Here is a 14,383-nt window from a genome sequence, read left to right on the forward strand (position 1 = left end):
CACGAAATACGAGAACACAAAAAAGGCGCGGAGCATTTGCTCCACGCCTCGTTCGTTCCAACGTCCTACGACATCAAGACCACATTACTTCGGCGGCAATGCGATCTTGTTCGCCGTCGCCAGGCTATCCCAGTAGTCCCAGCCCTTGCCGACCACCTTGTTGTTCAAGAGCACGATCGGCGTCAGCTTCCGCAGCGGAATCGTATCCGTTTTGCCACGAACCGCATTCACCGGCGGTGCCTTCTTGTTGCTCGGGTCGAAGTACAACACCTCGTACGTCTTACCGCTGATCAGGTACTGCGCGCGCGAGTATACGTTCGGCAATGAATCCGGCGGGGCATCGGGCTTCATGTCGTGCGCCAGGATCGACACCGCGGAATCGCGGCTGATGCCCGTATCCACGGCCTTCACCCGCTTGTCCTCACACGCAGCGAGCACCGATACGGCCGACAGCGCCGCGAACATCCATCCCCTTCGTCTGACAGAAACGTGGTCCATTCCTATCTCCAATTGACTGGTCTTTGACTCGCGCGGGAAAGAGGCGGCCGGAGGCCGCCTCGGATCGGAGAAAGTTAGCAAGTTTCGACCTATATGCCCGCTAGGCCGGCTTGGATACCACGTCGAAGCTCTCTGCCTTGTCACGCAACGCAACGGCGTGTGGCGTCAACTGGAATACCCTTCCGAAGGCGCGAATGACCGCCGCCTCGACGTCGGGCATCTCCACCGCGCACGGTGCGAGCTCAGCGGCCACGGACGTCATTGTCACCGCCTCAATACCGCACGGAACCATGAGACCGAAATAGCTCAGATCGGTCGCGACGTTGAGCGCGAACCCATGCCACGTGACCCAATCACGCGCGTGCACGCCGATCGATGCGATCTTTCGCGCCGCACCCCCAGTCCACACGCCCGTAAGCCCCGCGTTTCTCCCCGCCTCGATGCCGAGCTCCGCGAGCGCGACGATCAGCGCCTCTTCGACTTGCCGCAAATACCAATGCAGGTCCTTCTTGTGGCGTTTGAGATCGATGATCGGGTAACCCACGAGCTGTCCCGGCCCATGAAATGTGACGTCGCCGCCGCGTTCGACCTCGAACAGCTCGATACCGCGTCTCGCGAGCAACGCCGGACTCGCGAGCAGATGCTGGTCCTTCGCCGAGCGGCCGAGGGTCACGACGGGAGGGTGCTCGACGAGCAGCAGGACGTCCTCGGGAATCGCTCCCGAGATGCGCGCCCGCGCCACCTCGCGCTGATACTCGAGGGCGCGGGCGTACGGCATCATCCCTAGACGTTCGATCCAAAGCTCATTCATCGCAGTTTACGCACCGCCCGCCGTCCACCGCCCACCGCGCATCGCCCACCGCTAGGCATGAATCATCTTGCCCAGCGAATCGAGCGCCGCTTCGGCGATCGCTTCCGAGAGCGTCGGGTGCGCGTGGATGGCGAGATCGACTTCCTCGACGGTGAACTCATTCGTGCGCGCCACGACCAATTCGTGAATCAGCTCGGTGGCGTGCGCGCCCACGATGTGCGCGCCGAGAATCTCGCCGTACTTCGCGTCGCGAATGATCTTCACGAAGCCTTCCGTCTCGCCCGACGTGCGCGCTCTGCCGTTAGCGGAGAAGGGGAACTTTCCAACTTTATAATCGAGCTTCTTGTCCTTGCACTGCTGCTCGGTCATGCCGATCGACGCCACTTCGGGATGGCAATAGGTCGCGTTGGGGATGTTGTTGTAATCCATGCCGTGCGTATGCTTGCCGGCGAGCAGCTCCGCGAGCACAATGCCCTCGCGTTCGCCCTTGTGGGCAAGCATCGGCGGTCCCGCGACGTCGCCGATCGCATAGATGCCCTTTGCCATCGTCTCCATGCGTTCGTTGATCTTGATGAAGCCGCGGTCGGTGAGTTGCACCCCCGCTTCCTTGAGGCCCAGGTCCTCGGTGTTCGGCGCACGTCCCGCGGCGACCAGCACGATGTCCGCCTTGTACTCCTTTTTCTCGCCGCCGGCTTCGACCGTCATCGAGACGCCGTCCTTCGCGGCCTTCACGTTCGAGATCTTGGCGCTCGTCAGCGTGGCGATGCCGCGCTTCTTGAACGCGCGCTCCACTTCCTTCGAAGCATCCAGATCCTCGAGCGGCAGGATGTTCGGCATCACGTCGATCAACGTGACCTGCGAACCGAACGCGTTGAACACGTCGGCGAACTCGCAACCGACGGCGCCCGCGCCAACGATGATGATCGACGTTGGTGCCTTCTCGAGGATCAGCGCTTCGTCGGACGAGATGATCGTTGTCTTGTTCAACTCGAGTCCCGCCTGCGGCAGCCCGCGCACGCGGGAACCGGTCGACACGACCACGGCTTTCTTCGCGTCGTGTTTTTCTTCCTTGCCGTCCGCGGTTTTGACGGTGACGCCGTTCTTGGCCGTGAGTCGGCCGGTGCCCTTGATGTAGGTGATCTTGTTCTTCTTGAACAGGAACTCCACCCCTTTCGAATTCTGCGTGCTGACGCCGCGCGAACGCTTCATGGCGACCCCATAGTCCAACTTGACGTCGCCCGGCGTGACACCGAATTCTGCGGCATGCTTCAACCGATTGGCGATCGATGCCGCTTCCAGGAGCGCCTTGGCCGGAATGCATCCCCACAGAACGCAGGTGCCCCCAAGCCCCTCGCGCTCGACGACCGCCGTCGAAAGCCCGAGTTGAGCGCACCGAATGGCGCCCACATATCCGGCGGGGCCGCCGCCGAGGAAAATGACGTCAAAGGAGGCCATGGATGCGGAATTCCGAGCGGAGGGGCGAACGGAGCAGGGCGCCGTGTCGAGAAACGACCAAAAAAGTCATAGAAAGTGCCAAGTGACCGAAAGCGATTTGAACGAGTGTGACTAAGACGTGACGACGCCCAAAGATACCGGGGTTTGGAAAGGGGGCGCTACTCCAGCGCGTCCCCGCCTGTATCTTGGTGCACCCCCACCCAACCTCGAGGCAGGGCCATGACGATTCCACGAGTCGTCCGTGCCGGGTACGCCGCGGCGTTTCTGCTGGCCGCCCCCATGCTGCACGCGCAAAAGCCCGACTCGGCGCGCCTAGATTCGGCGGCGTCGATTCGTCCCACGACGCTGATCGGCAAGGTCACCGACAGTACCGGCGTCGGACTGCCCGGCGCCGAGATCACGCTGCTCAAATCAGACCGCGTGCACGCCATCACCGGCGACAGCGGCGATTTCCGCATCAACGGGCTCGTGCCCGGAACGGTCACCTTCGCGGTTCGCCGAATCGGCTTCGAGGCAGCGACGTTCACCGCCGTGCTCAAACCCGGCCGCATTCAACGCGCGCGCTTCAATCTCACCGCGACGGCGCAGGCGCTCCCCACGGTCGCGGTCTCCGACACGACCGACAAAACGCACTGGCTCGATCAATTCGAACGCCGCCGGTCGAACGCGGGACGCGGCACCTTCATCACGCGCGACGAGATCCTGAAACACGGCGCGCGCACGGGCGTCGACGTCATTCGCATGGTCGCGGGCGTCCGGATTCAGCCGCTGCGAAACGGACTGAGTCAGGTGATCATGACGCGCGGCGCGGGCGCGAGGAACTGCATTCCGCAGCTCTTCATCCACAACATGCCGTACAGCGGCACGATGGACGACTTCATCGCCGAAGACATCGAGGCGGTCGAGGTCTACTCCGGTATCTCGGAAATTCCGCCCGAGCTGGACAAGAACGGCAAGGGTATTTGCGCTGCGATCGTCGTGTGGACGCGTGATCCGCGCAAGCCGCCGGACTAAGAGCGGGCGTATGGGCGCATGGGCGCATGGGCGAAACAACGAGGGCGACGGAATTCTCCGTCGCCCTTCCGTTTTCCATACGCCCATACGCCCATACGCCCATACGCCCACACGCCCATACGCCTAATAAACAAGCATCAACGGATTCTCAATCAACCGCCGGAGCGTCTGCAGGAACACGGCGCCGACCGCGCCGTCCACGGCGCGGTGATCGCAGCTCATCGTCACACGCACGCGCTTCTCGACCGTGAATCCGTCGTCGGTCGGCACCATGACGTCGGTCGCTGATCCGATCGCCAGGATCGCGACCTCCGGCGGGTTGATGATCGCCGTGAACTGATCGATCCCGAACATGCCGAGATTCGAAATCGAGAACGTCGATCCCGTGTACTCCTCGGGCTTGAGCTTCCGTTCGCGCGCCTTCTTCGCGAGCTCCTTCGCCTCTGCCGAGATCTCGCTCATGCGCTTCCGATCGGCGTCGAAAATCACGGGCACGATCAGTCCGTCGTTCGTCGCCACCGCCATGCCGAGATGCACGCGGTTGTGCTGGCGAATCTTGTCGCCGAGCCAATGCGCGTTCACTTCGGGATGCTGCGCGAGCGCGGTCGCCACCGCCTTCATCAAGACATCGTTCACCGACACCTTGAATTGATCGCCCATCTCGGCCATCGCGGCGCGCATCTCGGTGACGCGCGTGAGATCGAATTCCGCGGTGAGATAGAACGTCGGGATCGGGCCGATGGACTCGGACAGACGCTTCGCGATGGTCTTTCGGATCTGCGTGAGCGCGATGTCTTCGAAGTCGCCGGCGGCGCGATGGGCGACGGGCGATGGGCGATGGGCGAACGACGGCGTGGCCTGCGCCGACTCGACGTCGCGCTTGACGATGCGGCCACCGGGACCTGACCCCTGCATGCTCGAGAGATCGAGGCCGCGCTCGGAAGCGAGACGGCGCGCGAGCGGGGACGAGCGAACCTGGCCGCCATTTCCTGCCGAAGCGGTCTGCTGCGCGCCGGCCTGCGGCTGCGGTGGGGCCGCGCCAGCCGCGGCTTTCTGCTGCGGCGGAGCTGATGCTTCGCCCTGCGATTGCGACGCGGTCTGCGGCACCGACGACGCACCCGCGCTCTCCTGCGTCTTTGCCACGACCTGCTCGGCCGGCTTCGCCGCACCGTCGCCCGCCGCCGCGCCGGCGCTGCCGGCGCTCGCGACGAGCGCATCGATGTTTTCGTCCGCCGCGGCGATCACGCCGACGAGCGTGCCGACCGGCCGCGAATCTCCCTCGCCGACGAGGCGCTTGCGCAGCACGCCGTCACCGCGCGCCACGAGCTCCATGATCGCCTTGTCGGTCTCGACCTCGGCCAGGGGCTCGCCGCTCTTCACGGTGTCCCCTTCGTTCTTGAGCCATTTGACGAGGCGCCCTTCTTCCATCGTGGGCGAGAGCGCCTCCATAAAGATCTTGGTAGCCATAAGTATTCTAGAATGGGCGTCGGGGCGTCGAGGCGTCGGGGCGTCGCGGCGTAAGGATCGTCATACGCCCCGACGCCTCGACGCCTCGACGCCTAATCGAGGTACATAACCTTGCGCACGGCGGCGATCGTTTTCGCGGCGTCAGGCTTGGCCGCGCGCTCGAGATTCTTGGCGTACGGCATGGGAACGTCGGCCTGATGCACGCGAATGACCGGCGCGTCGAGCATGTCGAAGCATTCGCGCTGGATGTAATCGACTACCTGCGAGCCGATGCCGCACAACTCCCAGCCTTCTTCGAGAACCACCGCGCGGTTCGTCTTCTCGACCGAGGTGCGGATGGCGTCGACGTCCATCGGGCGCACGGTGCGCAGGTCGACCACGTCGACGTGGATGCCGTCCTTCGCGAGCTGATCGGCCACCTGCATCGCGACGAGCACCATCTTGCCGTTCGTGATGATCGAGCAGGCGTCGCCTTCGCGCTTCAAGTCCGCCTTGCCGATCGGAATGAGATATTCCTCCTCGGGCACCTCGCCCTTGGTGTTGTACAGCATCTCCCCTTCGAGGAAGCAGACCGGATTGTCGTCGCGAATGGCGCTCTTGAGCAGGCCTTTCGCATCGTACGGAGTGCCCGGTGTCAACACCTTGAGGCCGGGGATGTACGACAGCCACGACTCGAACGCCTGCGAGTGCTGCGCCGACAGCTGCAGCGCGGCGCCATTCGGTCCGCGAAACACCATGGGGATGTTGTACTGGCCGCCCGACATGTACAGCAGCTTGGCCGCGGAGTTGAGCACCTGGTCGAGCGCGAGCACGCCGAAATTCCACGTCATGAACTCGATGACGGGCCGCAAGCCGACCATCGCCGCGCCGACGCCGACGCCGGCGAATCCCAGCTCGGTGATCGGCGTGTCGACGACGCGCATCTCGCCGAACTCCTGAAGCAAGCCTTTCGAGACCTTGTATGCGCCCTGGTAGACGGCGACTTCCTCGCCCATCAGGAACACGCGGTCGTCGCGCTGCATCTCTTCGCGCAGCGCCTGGTTCAGAGCATCTCTGTAAGTGATTACTGGCATTTTCCGTTGATTGCTCCTCCCTTCGGCGCTTCGCGCCTACTGTCGGAGTTCCGGGTTTCTAATCCGCGGCGACGGCTTCCGCTGTCGCGTCACTGGTGGTATCCACGAGCACGTCCTCGAACAACGCCTCGAGCGGCGGTTCGGGGCTCTGATCGGCGAAGTCCCAGGCGTCCTGCACCACGGCCTTCATCTCGTCGTCGAGCTTGTGAAGCTGCTCATCCGTCAGCTCGTTGTTCTCGTGCATGTGCGCGCGCAGGAGCGCGATCGGATCCCGCTTCATGTACTCGTCGAGCTCCGCCTTCGAGCGATACGTGCCGCTCACGGCGTCCGACATCGAGTGGCCCATGAAGCGATAGGTGCGCACCTCGAGCAGCGTGGGCAGCGACTCCGTCCGCGCGCGATCGACCGCTTCCTTCATCGCGTCGCGCACCGCGAACACATCCTGCCCGTCGCACTGCGCGCGCGGCATGTTGTACGCGGCGCCGCGCTCGTAGATGTCGTGAATCGCCGACGCGCGCTCGAGCGCCGTGCCCATGCCGTACCGATTGTTCTCGATCACGTACACGACCGGCAGCTTCCACAGGCCCGCCATGTTCAGCGCTTCATGAAACGCGCCGGTGTTGACCACCGACTCACCCATGAAACACACGCACACCTGGTCGCCGCCGCGATACTTGATCGCGAAGCCGACGCCAGTCGCGAGCGGTACGTGCGCGCCGACGATGCCGTGTCCGCCGAGAAAGTTGAGACTCTTGTCGAACATGTGCATCGAGCCGCCCTTGCCGCGCGCGCAGCCGTCGATGCGTCCGAACAACTCCGACATCACGGCGCGCGGGTTCATGCCGCGCGCAAGCGCCTGCCCGTGATCGCGATACGTCGTGATGATGTAGTCGTCGGGCCTGAGCACCGCCTCGGCCCCCGTGCTCACCGCTTCCTGGCCGATGTACAGGTGGCAGAAGCCGCCAATCTTCCCGAGCGCGTACGCCTCGGCACACCGCTCCTCGAAGCGGCGCTGCAACAGCATGGACCGCAGCAGGGTCAGATTTTGTTCGGCGTTCGAATTTTTAGAATTGTCTGATTTCTTTTTGGTAGCCATGAGAATGGGCGTATGGGCGTATCGGCGCATGGGCGTATGGGCGTATGGGCGTATGGGCGTATGGGCGTATGGGCGTATGGGCGGGACGGCGTCGGGCAGGTCATACGCCCATACGCCCACGCGCCTATACGCCCCTCAAACTCCTGCCGCCTGCACCTGCTCCCACGCGTGATAGCTGGAGCGAACGAGCGGGCCGGATTCCACGTGCTTGTAGCCGATCGCCATGCCGTACTCCTTCAGCGCGCGGAACTCATCCGGCGTGACATATCGATCGAGCTTGATGTGAGAATCGGACGGTCGCAAATACTGGCCGAGCGTGAGAATGTCCACGTCGACGTCGCGCAGATCGCGCATCACTGCCTCCACTTCCTCGAGCGTCTCGCCCATTCCGAGAATGATGCCGCTCTTCGTCGGAATGTCGGGCGCGACGCGCTTGGCGGTGCGAAAGATCTGCATCACGCGCTCGTAGCGGCCGCCGGGACGGCAGCGCTTGTAGAGGCGCGGCACCGTTTCCGTGTTGTGATTGTAAATGTCCGGCGCGGCCTCGAGGACCGTCCGGATCGAGTCCTCGCTGCCCTGAAAATCGGGCACGAGCACTTCCACGGAGCAATCGGGCAACCGCTGTTTGATCTGACGGATCGTCTCGGCGAAGATGTACGCGCCGTAGTCCGGCAGATCATCGCGATCGACCGAGGTGATGACCGCGTGGCGCAGGTTCATCGTGCCGATCGCGTCGGCGACGCGCGACGGTTCCGCGACGTCGTACTTCGGCGGCCGGCCGTGCGCGACGGCGCAGTACGCACAATTGCGCGTGCACACGTCGCCCAGAATCATGAACGTCGCGGTGCCGTGCTCCCAGCATTCGCCGACGTTCGGGCAGTGCGCCTCCTCGCAGACCGTGTGCAGCTCGAGCTCGCGCATGAGCTGCTTGATCTGGAGGTAGTTGGAACCGCCCGGGGCGCGCACCTTGAGCCACGACGGCTTGCGTTCGGGCAGGGGCTCGACGCGGTGACGGCCAGATATCTGATAAAGGGTCTCGCCCATTGAGCTCAAAACGAGAGAGTGCCGGCGCGCCGGAACCCAAACCTGCGGCGACCGGAGCGCGGAAGCTGTTGAGACGGCGTAATCTACCTGTGCCGGACAGGGCAGGGTAGCATCGGATAACCGTCTAAAATTATGGTAAATAGTTAGTGTATTTCTGCTACTAAATTGGCTCCCAGCGGTCGGCGCGGAACGGCGTCAGATCGTGCGCCGAAGGTCTCTGCTGCACGACATCGGCCAGGGCGGACGCTGTTGCCGGAGCGAGCAGGATGCCGTTCTTCGAGTGTCCGCACGCGTAGATCAGCGTTGGCGCGAGCGGCTCGGGACCGAGCACCGGGAGCATGTCGGGGGTAGCGGGACGGATGCCGGACCACGTGCGCGTAACCTGTGCATCGCGTAGTGCCGGTACGAGGGCGACAGCGGCGCGGTGGAGGGCGTCGATCGCCCGCGGATCGATGGTCGTGTCGAAGCCTGCCTCCTCCACCGTTGCGCCGACGAGCGTTTCGTTGCCGCGAGGGACCAGGTACGCGTCGTCACCCATGATCGAGTGAGTCAACGGGCAAGCGCCAAGCGCGAGCATTTGTCCCTTGAGCGGGCGCACGGGCAGCGGGCGCGGCAGGCCCGCCAGCTGAGGCGCCCAGGCGCCTGCCGCAAGGATGACGCGAGCGGCGGAGTATCGTGCGCCAGAGGCGGTGATGACGCGAGCGGACCCGGTGCCGATATCCACCGACGATACGGCATCCTCGACGCGTGCGATTATCGGCGTCGCACCCACCGCCGCCGCGACCGCCGCGAGCAGGCGCACGTTGTCGACGGCGGCGTCGTGTGGATGCATACGATCGCCGCCGTCCTCGCTTCGCTCGAATATGCCTTCGATCAGACGCAACGCCGGGTCGACGTCGGCGAGACTCGCAAGGAACGCCGGATACGCCGCCAGGCTTGCCGCGAAGAACGACTGCACCGCGCTCGGCAGCGTGCCGATGCTCGGAACGAGGAGACCCGCGGCCGCGGATGAGGCCGCACCGGTGCGGCGTTTGCCTATGACCACCGTGCGTACGCCGGCTCGTCCCAGCGCGAGCGCAGTTGACAGACCGATCAGTCCGTCGCCGATTACAAGGACGTCTGAAACAGGACGCGCCGTGGGTGAAACCATGGCGTCAGCGAAACCGTAGGGATCGTCGGAAAGCACGACCTTCGACTTTTGGAGACACGAGCATGTTGCGCACAATCTTTTCGATCGGGCTGTTTGCGGTGCTCGGTCTCATCGCGCTGAAGTTCATTTTTGGAATTTTCGGCGTCGTCTTTGGGCTGTTCATGGTGCTGTTGATGCTGGCGCTCAAGATCGCGCTGGTGGGCCTCGTGCTCTACTTCATCATTCGCGTGGTGAGTCCCGATACGGCGCGCCGGCTGCGCGAGCGGTGGTCGGGGCCGGCGGCGTAATAGATAGGCAACTTGGCGATACAAAAAGGGCGGACGCCTAAACGGCGTCCGCCCTTTTTGCGATCATGACAGTTTGTCTATCACCGCCCACACCAGCAGCGGCACCATGATCTCGTGATGGCCCGTGATCTCGTAGCCTTTTCCGCTCTGTAGCGTCGGCCGTTGCACCACGTTCACGCGCGGCCGATAGTGCCGCTGCATATCGAGATCGACCGACACGAAGTTCTGCGGACGCCCTTCGTTCAAGTTGCGCGCGATCGTCAGCGCCTTGAGAAACACCTCGGGCATGATCACGGCGCTGCCGAGATTCAGCACTACACCGCCGTCGTCGACGTCCATGAGCGACGCAGCGAGACGGCGAAAATCGCGGTGACTCGTGTCGCCGATCGCCGCACCGTTCGCCGCCGGATGCTGATGGATGATCTCCGCGCCCAGCGCGGCGTGCACCGTCGCGGGAACGCCAAGCCGATACGCGGAGAGAAGCACCGACAGCTCGGGGTTCGCGAGATCGGTTCGCGCGTCGAGCGCGAGCCCGAGCGACTCGCCCATGCCGCGCTCGGCCTCCATGCCGGCGACGAAGGCATCGTTCATCTCTCGGCCGGTTTCGTCGGCCATGCCGAACGTGCCGTCGCGCAAACCGGCCGCGACGTCTTCGGAGGTCGCGCCGAAGCGCGCGATTTCGTAATCGTGAATGGCGGCGGAGCCGTTCATCGCGACGTGCGTGATCACGCGGCGGCGCATGAGATCGACGAGCAGCGGCGCGAGCCCCGTCTTCACCACGTGTCCGCCGAGCATCGCGACGACGCCTTTCTCGCGCGTCGCGGCGGCGACGACGGCGTTCACGACGGCGCGAAAGTCGCGCGCGACGAGGACGTCGGGCAGCGCGTCGAGGAAGGCGTGAAAGGAGTGGTCATCGCGCGGAGGATGCGCGAATTCCGCGGCGCTCACTTTGTTGGGGCGCCGCGCGACGGGAATGGTGCGAATGGCGGAGAGGTCCGCTTCGCGCGCGGGCTCACGCGCCGGTTCGCGCGCGGGCTCACGCGCCGGTTCACGCGCCGGTTCGCGATTTCGCGAATCGCTCAGCGTTTTTCCACTCGGTTGAGCCGTCCGCTCGACGAGGGTGAGGGCCGGTAGTTCTTGAGATAGAGATTCAGCGAACCGAAGCTGACTTTCGATTTCATCTGCAGCATGATGCGGTTCTCGTCGTCGGAAAGCCAGACCTGCGCCTGGCCGCCCTCGGAGAACAGCTTCGACTCGAAGATGGGCTGGACGACGATCGCCGCGAAACGGCCGGCGGGTACTTCGATCGTATCACGGCGAAGAACGCGGAAGCGCACTGGATTGCGCTCCGCCATGAAGTAGTCGTTGAACGTCGTGTCCATGCCGATCCGCAGCGGCACGGTGCGCAGATAGTAGAGGAACGAGCCTTCGTCGAGCGGATGCGCTACGCTCGCACGCGGCGGCTTCGCGACGCCCTCTTTGTTGTATTCGATGAACTCGAGCCGGTCGGGAAAGATCTCGTAGTGGCGCTTCGGCTCGTAGCTGCCCTCGTCGATGTCCTGGTGGTAGCGCAGCGACGCGAGCGAATTCACCGCGAACCAATCCTCGTAGCGGTCATTCACCTTGTAGAAGAGATAGCCGCCACTGAGATGAAACAGGGTGTGCCACGTCTCCTGGCCGCGCACCGTGTCCATCGGCAGGACTTCCATGTCGCCATTGCCGACGTGGAGATGCCCGAAGCGGACGTCGTACTCCATGCGCTCGCCGACGCCGAACGGCGGGCGGATTCGCTCGCCGTCCTGGGCCGCGGGTTGCTGCGCGCCTTGCTGCGTGGGCTGTTGCGCAGGCTGTTGCGCAGGCATCTCCCGCGCGACCGTCAGCGCCGCCGCCGCGAAGGTGATCAGCGCGGTGGCGGCCACGGCGCGCACGCGCGCGATCATTGCGCCGGTCTCGGCGAAGCAGGGGCCGCGGGCACGCGACGCCCGCGGAACAGCGCCAGACCGTCCGCCCACGGACGAATGCGTGTCTCCCGTCCGCGCACGTCGTAGCGCGGTTCGAGTGCGACCGTCTCCATGCGGCGCGCGAGCGGCGCGGCATGGCGAAGCAGATCGAGATTGGCCGCCCAGCCCTGCCCGTGCACGATCGGAGCGTCGCCGGCGGCTTTTACAAGATCGCGAATGAGCGAAATGCGATAGAGCCGGAGCGAGCCAAACGGATCGGCGACGCCGGCGACGCCCGCGGTCCGGGCGGCCCATCGCGAAATCCAATGCAACCGCCGAACGGGCGCCGGCGTCGCGGCCGGAACGGTTCGCTCGGCGACCACGAGATCGGCGCCACCCTCGAACCGCTTGATCAGCTCCGGCAGGTGCTGGGGTTGATCCGTGAAGTCGGCCTGCATGGTGATCATCGCGTCGCGGCGCGGATACCGAGTGCGGCTCGAGACGGTGCGGCACAGCCCATCGAGAGCGCGGGCGTACCCGACGTGCTCCGGGCCGCCGACGATCGTCAATGGAAGGACTTCACCGTATGGCTCGAGCGTCTCCAGGGTCGCGTCGGTGCTGCCGTCGTTGAATACGATGATCTCGTACTCGCGCGAATACTCCTGGAACACCTTGCGGATGCGCCAGAGCAGGACGCCGATCGTTTCGGCTTCGTTGTACGCGGGGAGACAGATGTACAGCACGCTTGAAAGCTAGGGACATGCCACGGTCCGAACCACCCTGGCCCACACCGGCCCGGCCCCTGGTGCTACCCCAAAGGGCCACTGTCGTTCGTGCAGCGACCGATACTAAGGGTTAGAAGGATATGCGGTTTGGCAGTCCCGGCGGCGGTGTGCTGCCGATTTTCAACGGACTCCTTGCCGCCTCAGCAGCATCGAAGTTGCCTATGCGGTGTATGGTCCTGTGACTGGAGGAGAGAGATGATTCTCGCCGACACACGTCATCGCTTGACGCGCAACGACGCCCAACTCGCGGCGCGGCTGCTCGCCGCGGAATGTGGTGAGCCACTCGAGCAGCTCGAGTCGCGCCTTGCCGACGAAGGGATCAACGCGATCCTCGACGATCCTCGGCTTCCCGGCGCCATGCTGCGCGATCCGCGCGGCGCGCACGCGTCATTTCCGCTGTTCGCGTACGTGCTCATTCGCCACACGCTCCGACGCATGGGCGAAGACGACCGCGGACTCGCCGACTACGTCAGCGCGGTGCTGATCCACTTCGGATTTCGCGATCGCGCGCATCGCGTCGCCGACAGCGACGACGAGGTCTATCACGCGCTGGCGCAGCTCGCCGCCGATCTCGACGATCCCGACGCGCGACGCAGCTTTCTGGTGCGTACACACCTCGGCAACTACGCGTTGTGGCTGAGCGGAATTTTTCCGGATTACATCGAGCACCGCCGGTGGCGGCGCGGCGGACCGGATCTCGAGTATTACGAGGAGATGGGACGGCGCGGCTTTCAGCTCGCGGCGGATCATCAACTCGCCGAGGAGCACGGTCTCACCACGCTCTATTCGAACGCCGCGGAACGATTCGGGTTACTGCGTCAGGCGTTGAACGGCGTGAGCGATGCGCTCTTTTTTCCCGCGGTGAACACGCCGGAGCGGTTGATGCGGCAGGTGCGGGATGAGTCGCGGTGGCGGTTGACGTAAGCGCCCGTCGCCCATCGCCCAGCGCTAATCCCGGCTGGTCTCGCGCACTTCCTCTGCAAACGCGTCGAAGAGGCGGCGATCCCAAACCTCGGGAGTGGCCATCAACTCTTCGGGATGCCACTGCACGCCGATCATCCACCACGCGGGATCGTTGGCTTCGACCGCTTCGATCACGCCGTCGGTGCTACGCGCCGTCGTGAGCAGCGGCGGCGCCACCTGTGCCAGCGCCTGATGATGCGATGAATTCACGGCGATCGTCGTCGCGCCGACGATCGCGGCGAGCCGCGAATCGGACTCGATCTCGACTCCGTGCACGCGTTCGGCGCGCTTGCCTTCGGGATCGTGATCGATCGTCGTCTCGCGCTGCGATGGAATGTCCTGCACGAGCGAGCCGCCGAGCGCGACGTTCATGACCTGAACGCCGCGGCAAATGGCGAGCGTCGGCACGCGCAGTTCGTACGCTCGCCGTGCGAGCGCGAGCTCGTACGAATCGCGGGCGTGGTGCGGCTCGCCAGTCTTCGGATGCGGCGTTTCACCGAAGTACCTCGGATCGATGTCCTCGCCGCCCGTGAGCACGAGTCCGGCGACGTCGGTGAGCGCGGCCGACGCGACGGCGGCGCTCATTGGCGGGAGCACCACCGGCACGAGCCCGAACGACGCGAGCGCATTGGTGTATGCCTCGTTGACGCGCACGCGCGGCACGCCGCGGATGATCTCCGTAGTCGCGGTGACGATGACGAACGGGGCGTACGGCATGCGAGCGGAGAGAACCTCGGGTCGTGGTTGCGTGAGCGTCGCCGCGATCTGTATCGTACACCGTCTCTGCCATCCCAGCCACC

The 14,383-nt window shown here is 64.6% G+C and carries 15 protein-coding genes; 3 read left to right on the forward strand and 12 right to left on the reverse strand.

The window, feature by feature from the left end; genetic code table 11:
- Positions 1-84: 84 nt before the first annotated feature.
- From VN706_03235 to lpdA, 3 genes are all read right to left on the reverse strand, one after another.
- Positions 85-498: a hypothetical protein gene (locus VN706_03235; GenBank protein ID HXT14613.1), complete on the reverse strand. Its 414-nt coding sequence runs from the start codon at positions 496-498 to the stop codon at positions 85-87.
- A gap of 100 nt (positions 499-598) precedes the next feature.
- Positions 599-1,309, reverse strand: a complete 711-nt coding sequence (lipB, locus tag VN706_03240) for a lipoyl(octanoyl) transferase LipB (GenBank protein HXT14614.1) — start codon at positions 1,307-1,309, stop codon at positions 599-601.
- Between the two features lie 51 nt (positions 1,310-1,360).
- A complete protein-coding gene (gene lpdA, locus VN706_03245; GenBank protein HXT14615.1) occupies positions 1,361-2,764 on the reverse strand; it encodes a dihydrolipoyl dehydrogenase in 1,404 nt (467 codons plus the stop codon).
- A gap of 219 nt (positions 2,765-2,983) precedes the next feature.
- Here lpdA and VN706_03250 point away from each other — a divergent pair, with 219 nt between their 5' ends.
- Entirely contained in the window at positions 2,984-3,778 is a 795-nt protein-coding gene (locus VN706_03250; protein ID HXT14616.1) for a carboxypeptidase regulatory-like domain-containing protein, read from the forward strand.
- Positions 3,779-3,901: 123 nt separating this feature from the next.
- Here the strand turns inward: VN706_03250 and VN706_03255 are convergent, their stop codons facing one another.
- The 5 genes from VN706_03255 to VN706_03275 all read right to left on the reverse strand — a co-directional run bounded on the left by VN706_03255 (position 3,902) and on the right by VN706_03275 (position 9,608).
- Entirely contained in the window at positions 3,902-5,245 is a 1,344-nt protein-coding gene (locus VN706_03255) for a dihydrolipoamide acetyltransferase family protein (protein ID HXT14617.1), read from the reverse strand.
- A 92-nt stretch (positions 5,246-5,337) separates the two neighbouring features.
- Complete coding sequence (locus VN706_03260; GenBank protein HXT14618.1) at positions 5,338-6,318, reverse strand: pyruvate dehydrogenase complex E1 component subunit beta; 981 nt, start codon at positions 6,316-6,318, stop codon at positions 5,338-5,340.
- Positions 6,319-6,376: 58 nt separating this feature from the next.
- Entirely contained in the window at positions 6,377-7,444 is a 1,068-nt protein-coding gene (gene pdhA / locus VN706_03265; GenBank protein HXT14619.1) for a pyruvate dehydrogenase (acetyl-transferring) E1 component subunit alpha, read from the reverse strand.
- Between the two features lie 105 nt (positions 7,445-7,549).
- On the reverse strand, positions 7,550-8,458 hold the full coding sequence (gene lipA, locus VN706_03270) for a lipoyl synthase (protein HXT14620.1): 909 nt from the start codon (positions 8,456-8,458) through the stop codon (positions 7,550-7,552).
- A 160-nt stretch (positions 8,459-8,618) separates the two neighbouring features.
- Positions 8,619-9,608, reverse strand: coding sequence for an FAD-dependent oxidoreductase (locus VN706_03275; protein HXT14621.1), 990 nt, complete (start codon positions 9,606-9,608; stop codon positions 8,619-8,621).
- Between the two features lie 62 nt (positions 9,609-9,670).
- Between VN706_03275 and VN706_03280 the strand changes: the two genes are divergently transcribed.
- Entirely contained in the window at positions 9,671-9,895 is a 225-nt protein-coding gene (locus VN706_03280; GenBank protein HXT14622.1) for a hypothetical protein, read from the forward strand.
- A 63-nt stretch (positions 9,896-9,958) separates the two neighbouring features.
- Here the strand turns inward: VN706_03280 and VN706_03285 are convergent, their stop codons facing one another.
- From VN706_03285 to VN706_03295, 3 genes are all read right to left on the reverse strand, one after another.
- Positions 9,959-10,843 carry a hypothetical protein gene (locus VN706_03285; GenBank protein HXT14623.1) on the reverse strand — a complete coding sequence of 295 codons (885 nt, stop codon included), beginning with the start codon at positions 10,841-10,843 and terminating at the stop codon, positions 9,959-9,961.
- A 131-nt stretch (positions 10,844-10,974) separates the two neighbouring features.
- The gene (locus tag VN706_03290) at positions 10,975-11,835 is read right to left on the reverse strand and encodes a DUF3108 domain-containing protein (GenBank protein HXT14624.1); all 861 of its coding nucleotides are present in this window, start codon (positions 11,833-11,835) and stop codon (positions 10,975-10,977) included.
- Positions 11,832-12,578 carry a glycosyltransferase family 2 protein gene (locus tag VN706_03295; GenBank protein HXT14625.1) on the reverse strand — a complete coding sequence of 249 codons (747 nt, stop codon included), beginning with the start codon at positions 12,576-12,578 and terminating at the stop codon, positions 11,832-11,834. The genes VN706_03290 and VN706_03295 overlap by 4 nt, the downstream gene beginning before the upstream one ends.
- 237 nt (positions 12,579-12,815) lie before the next feature.
- Between VN706_03295 and VN706_03300 the strand changes: the two genes are divergently transcribed.
- Entirely contained in the window at positions 12,816-13,544 is a 729-nt protein-coding gene (locus tag VN706_03300) for a hypothetical protein (protein HXT14626.1), read from the forward strand.
- Positions 13,545-13,568: 24 nt separating this feature from the next.
- Here the strand turns inward: VN706_03300 and VN706_03305 are convergent, their stop codons facing one another.
- Positions 13,569-14,300, reverse strand: a complete 732-nt coding sequence (locus tag VN706_03305; protein ID HXT14627.1) for a gamma-glutamyl-gamma-aminobutyrate hydrolase family protein — start codon at positions 14,298-14,300, stop codon at positions 13,569-13,571.
- Positions 14,301-14,383 lie beyond the last annotated feature (83 nt).

Source organism: Gemmatimonadaceae bacterium (assembly GCA_035606695.1).
Classification (GTDB): domain Bacteria; phylum Gemmatimonadota; class Gemmatimonadetes; order Gemmatimonadales; family Gemmatimonadaceae; genus JAQBQB01.

Bases quoted from the DNA above. Each gene is read 5' to 3' on its own strand.
- VN706_03255 (HXT14617.1), bottom strand. From the start codon at position 5,245: ATGGCTACCAAGATCTTTATGGAGGCGCTCTCGCCCACGATGGAAGAA.
- lipA (HXT14620.1), bottom strand. From the start codon at position 8,458: ATGGGCGAGACCCTTTATCAGATATCTGGCCGTCACCGCGTCGAGCCC.
- VN706_03300 (HXT14626.1), top strand. From the start codon at position 12,816: ATGATTCTCGCCGACACACGTCATCGCTTGACGCGCAACGACGCCCAA.
- VN706_03305 (HXT14627.1), bottom strand. From the start codon at position 14,300: ATGCCGTACGCCCCGTTCGTCATCGTCACCGCGACTACGGAGATCATC.
- lipB (HXT14614.1), bottom strand. From the start codon at position 1,309: ATGAATGAGCTTTGGATCGAACGTCTAGGGATGATGCCGTACGCCCGC.
- VN706_03280 (HXT14622.1), top strand. From the start codon at position 9,671: ATGTTGCGCACAATCTTTTCGATCGGGCTGTTTGCGGTGCTCGGTCTC.
- lpdA (HXT14615.1), bottom strand. From the start codon at position 2,764: ATGGCCTCCTTTGACGTCATTTTCCTCGGCGGCGGCCCCGCCGGATAT.
- VN706_03260 (HXT14618.1), bottom strand. From the start codon at position 6,318: ATGCCAGTAATCACTTACAGAGATGCTCTGAACCAGGCGCTGCGCGAA.
- VN706_03235 (HXT14613.1), bottom strand. From the start codon at position 498: ATGGACCACGTTTCTGTCAGACGAAGGGGATGGATGTTCGCGGCGCTG.
- VN706_03275 (HXT14621.1), bottom strand. From the start codon at position 9,608: ATGGTTTCACCCACGGCGCGTCCTGTTTCAGACGTCCTTGTAATCGGC.
- VN706_03250 (HXT14616.1), top strand. From the start codon at position 2,984: ATGACGATTCCACGAGTCGTCCGTGCCGGGTACGCCGCGGCGTTTCTG.
- pdhA (HXT14619.1), bottom strand. From the start codon at position 7,444: ATGCGCCGATACGCCCATACGCCCATTCTCATGGCTACCAAAAAGAAA.
- VN706_03290 (HXT14624.1), bottom strand. From the start codon at position 11,835: ATGATCGCGCGCGTGCGCGCCGTGGCCGCCACCGCGCTGATCACCTTC.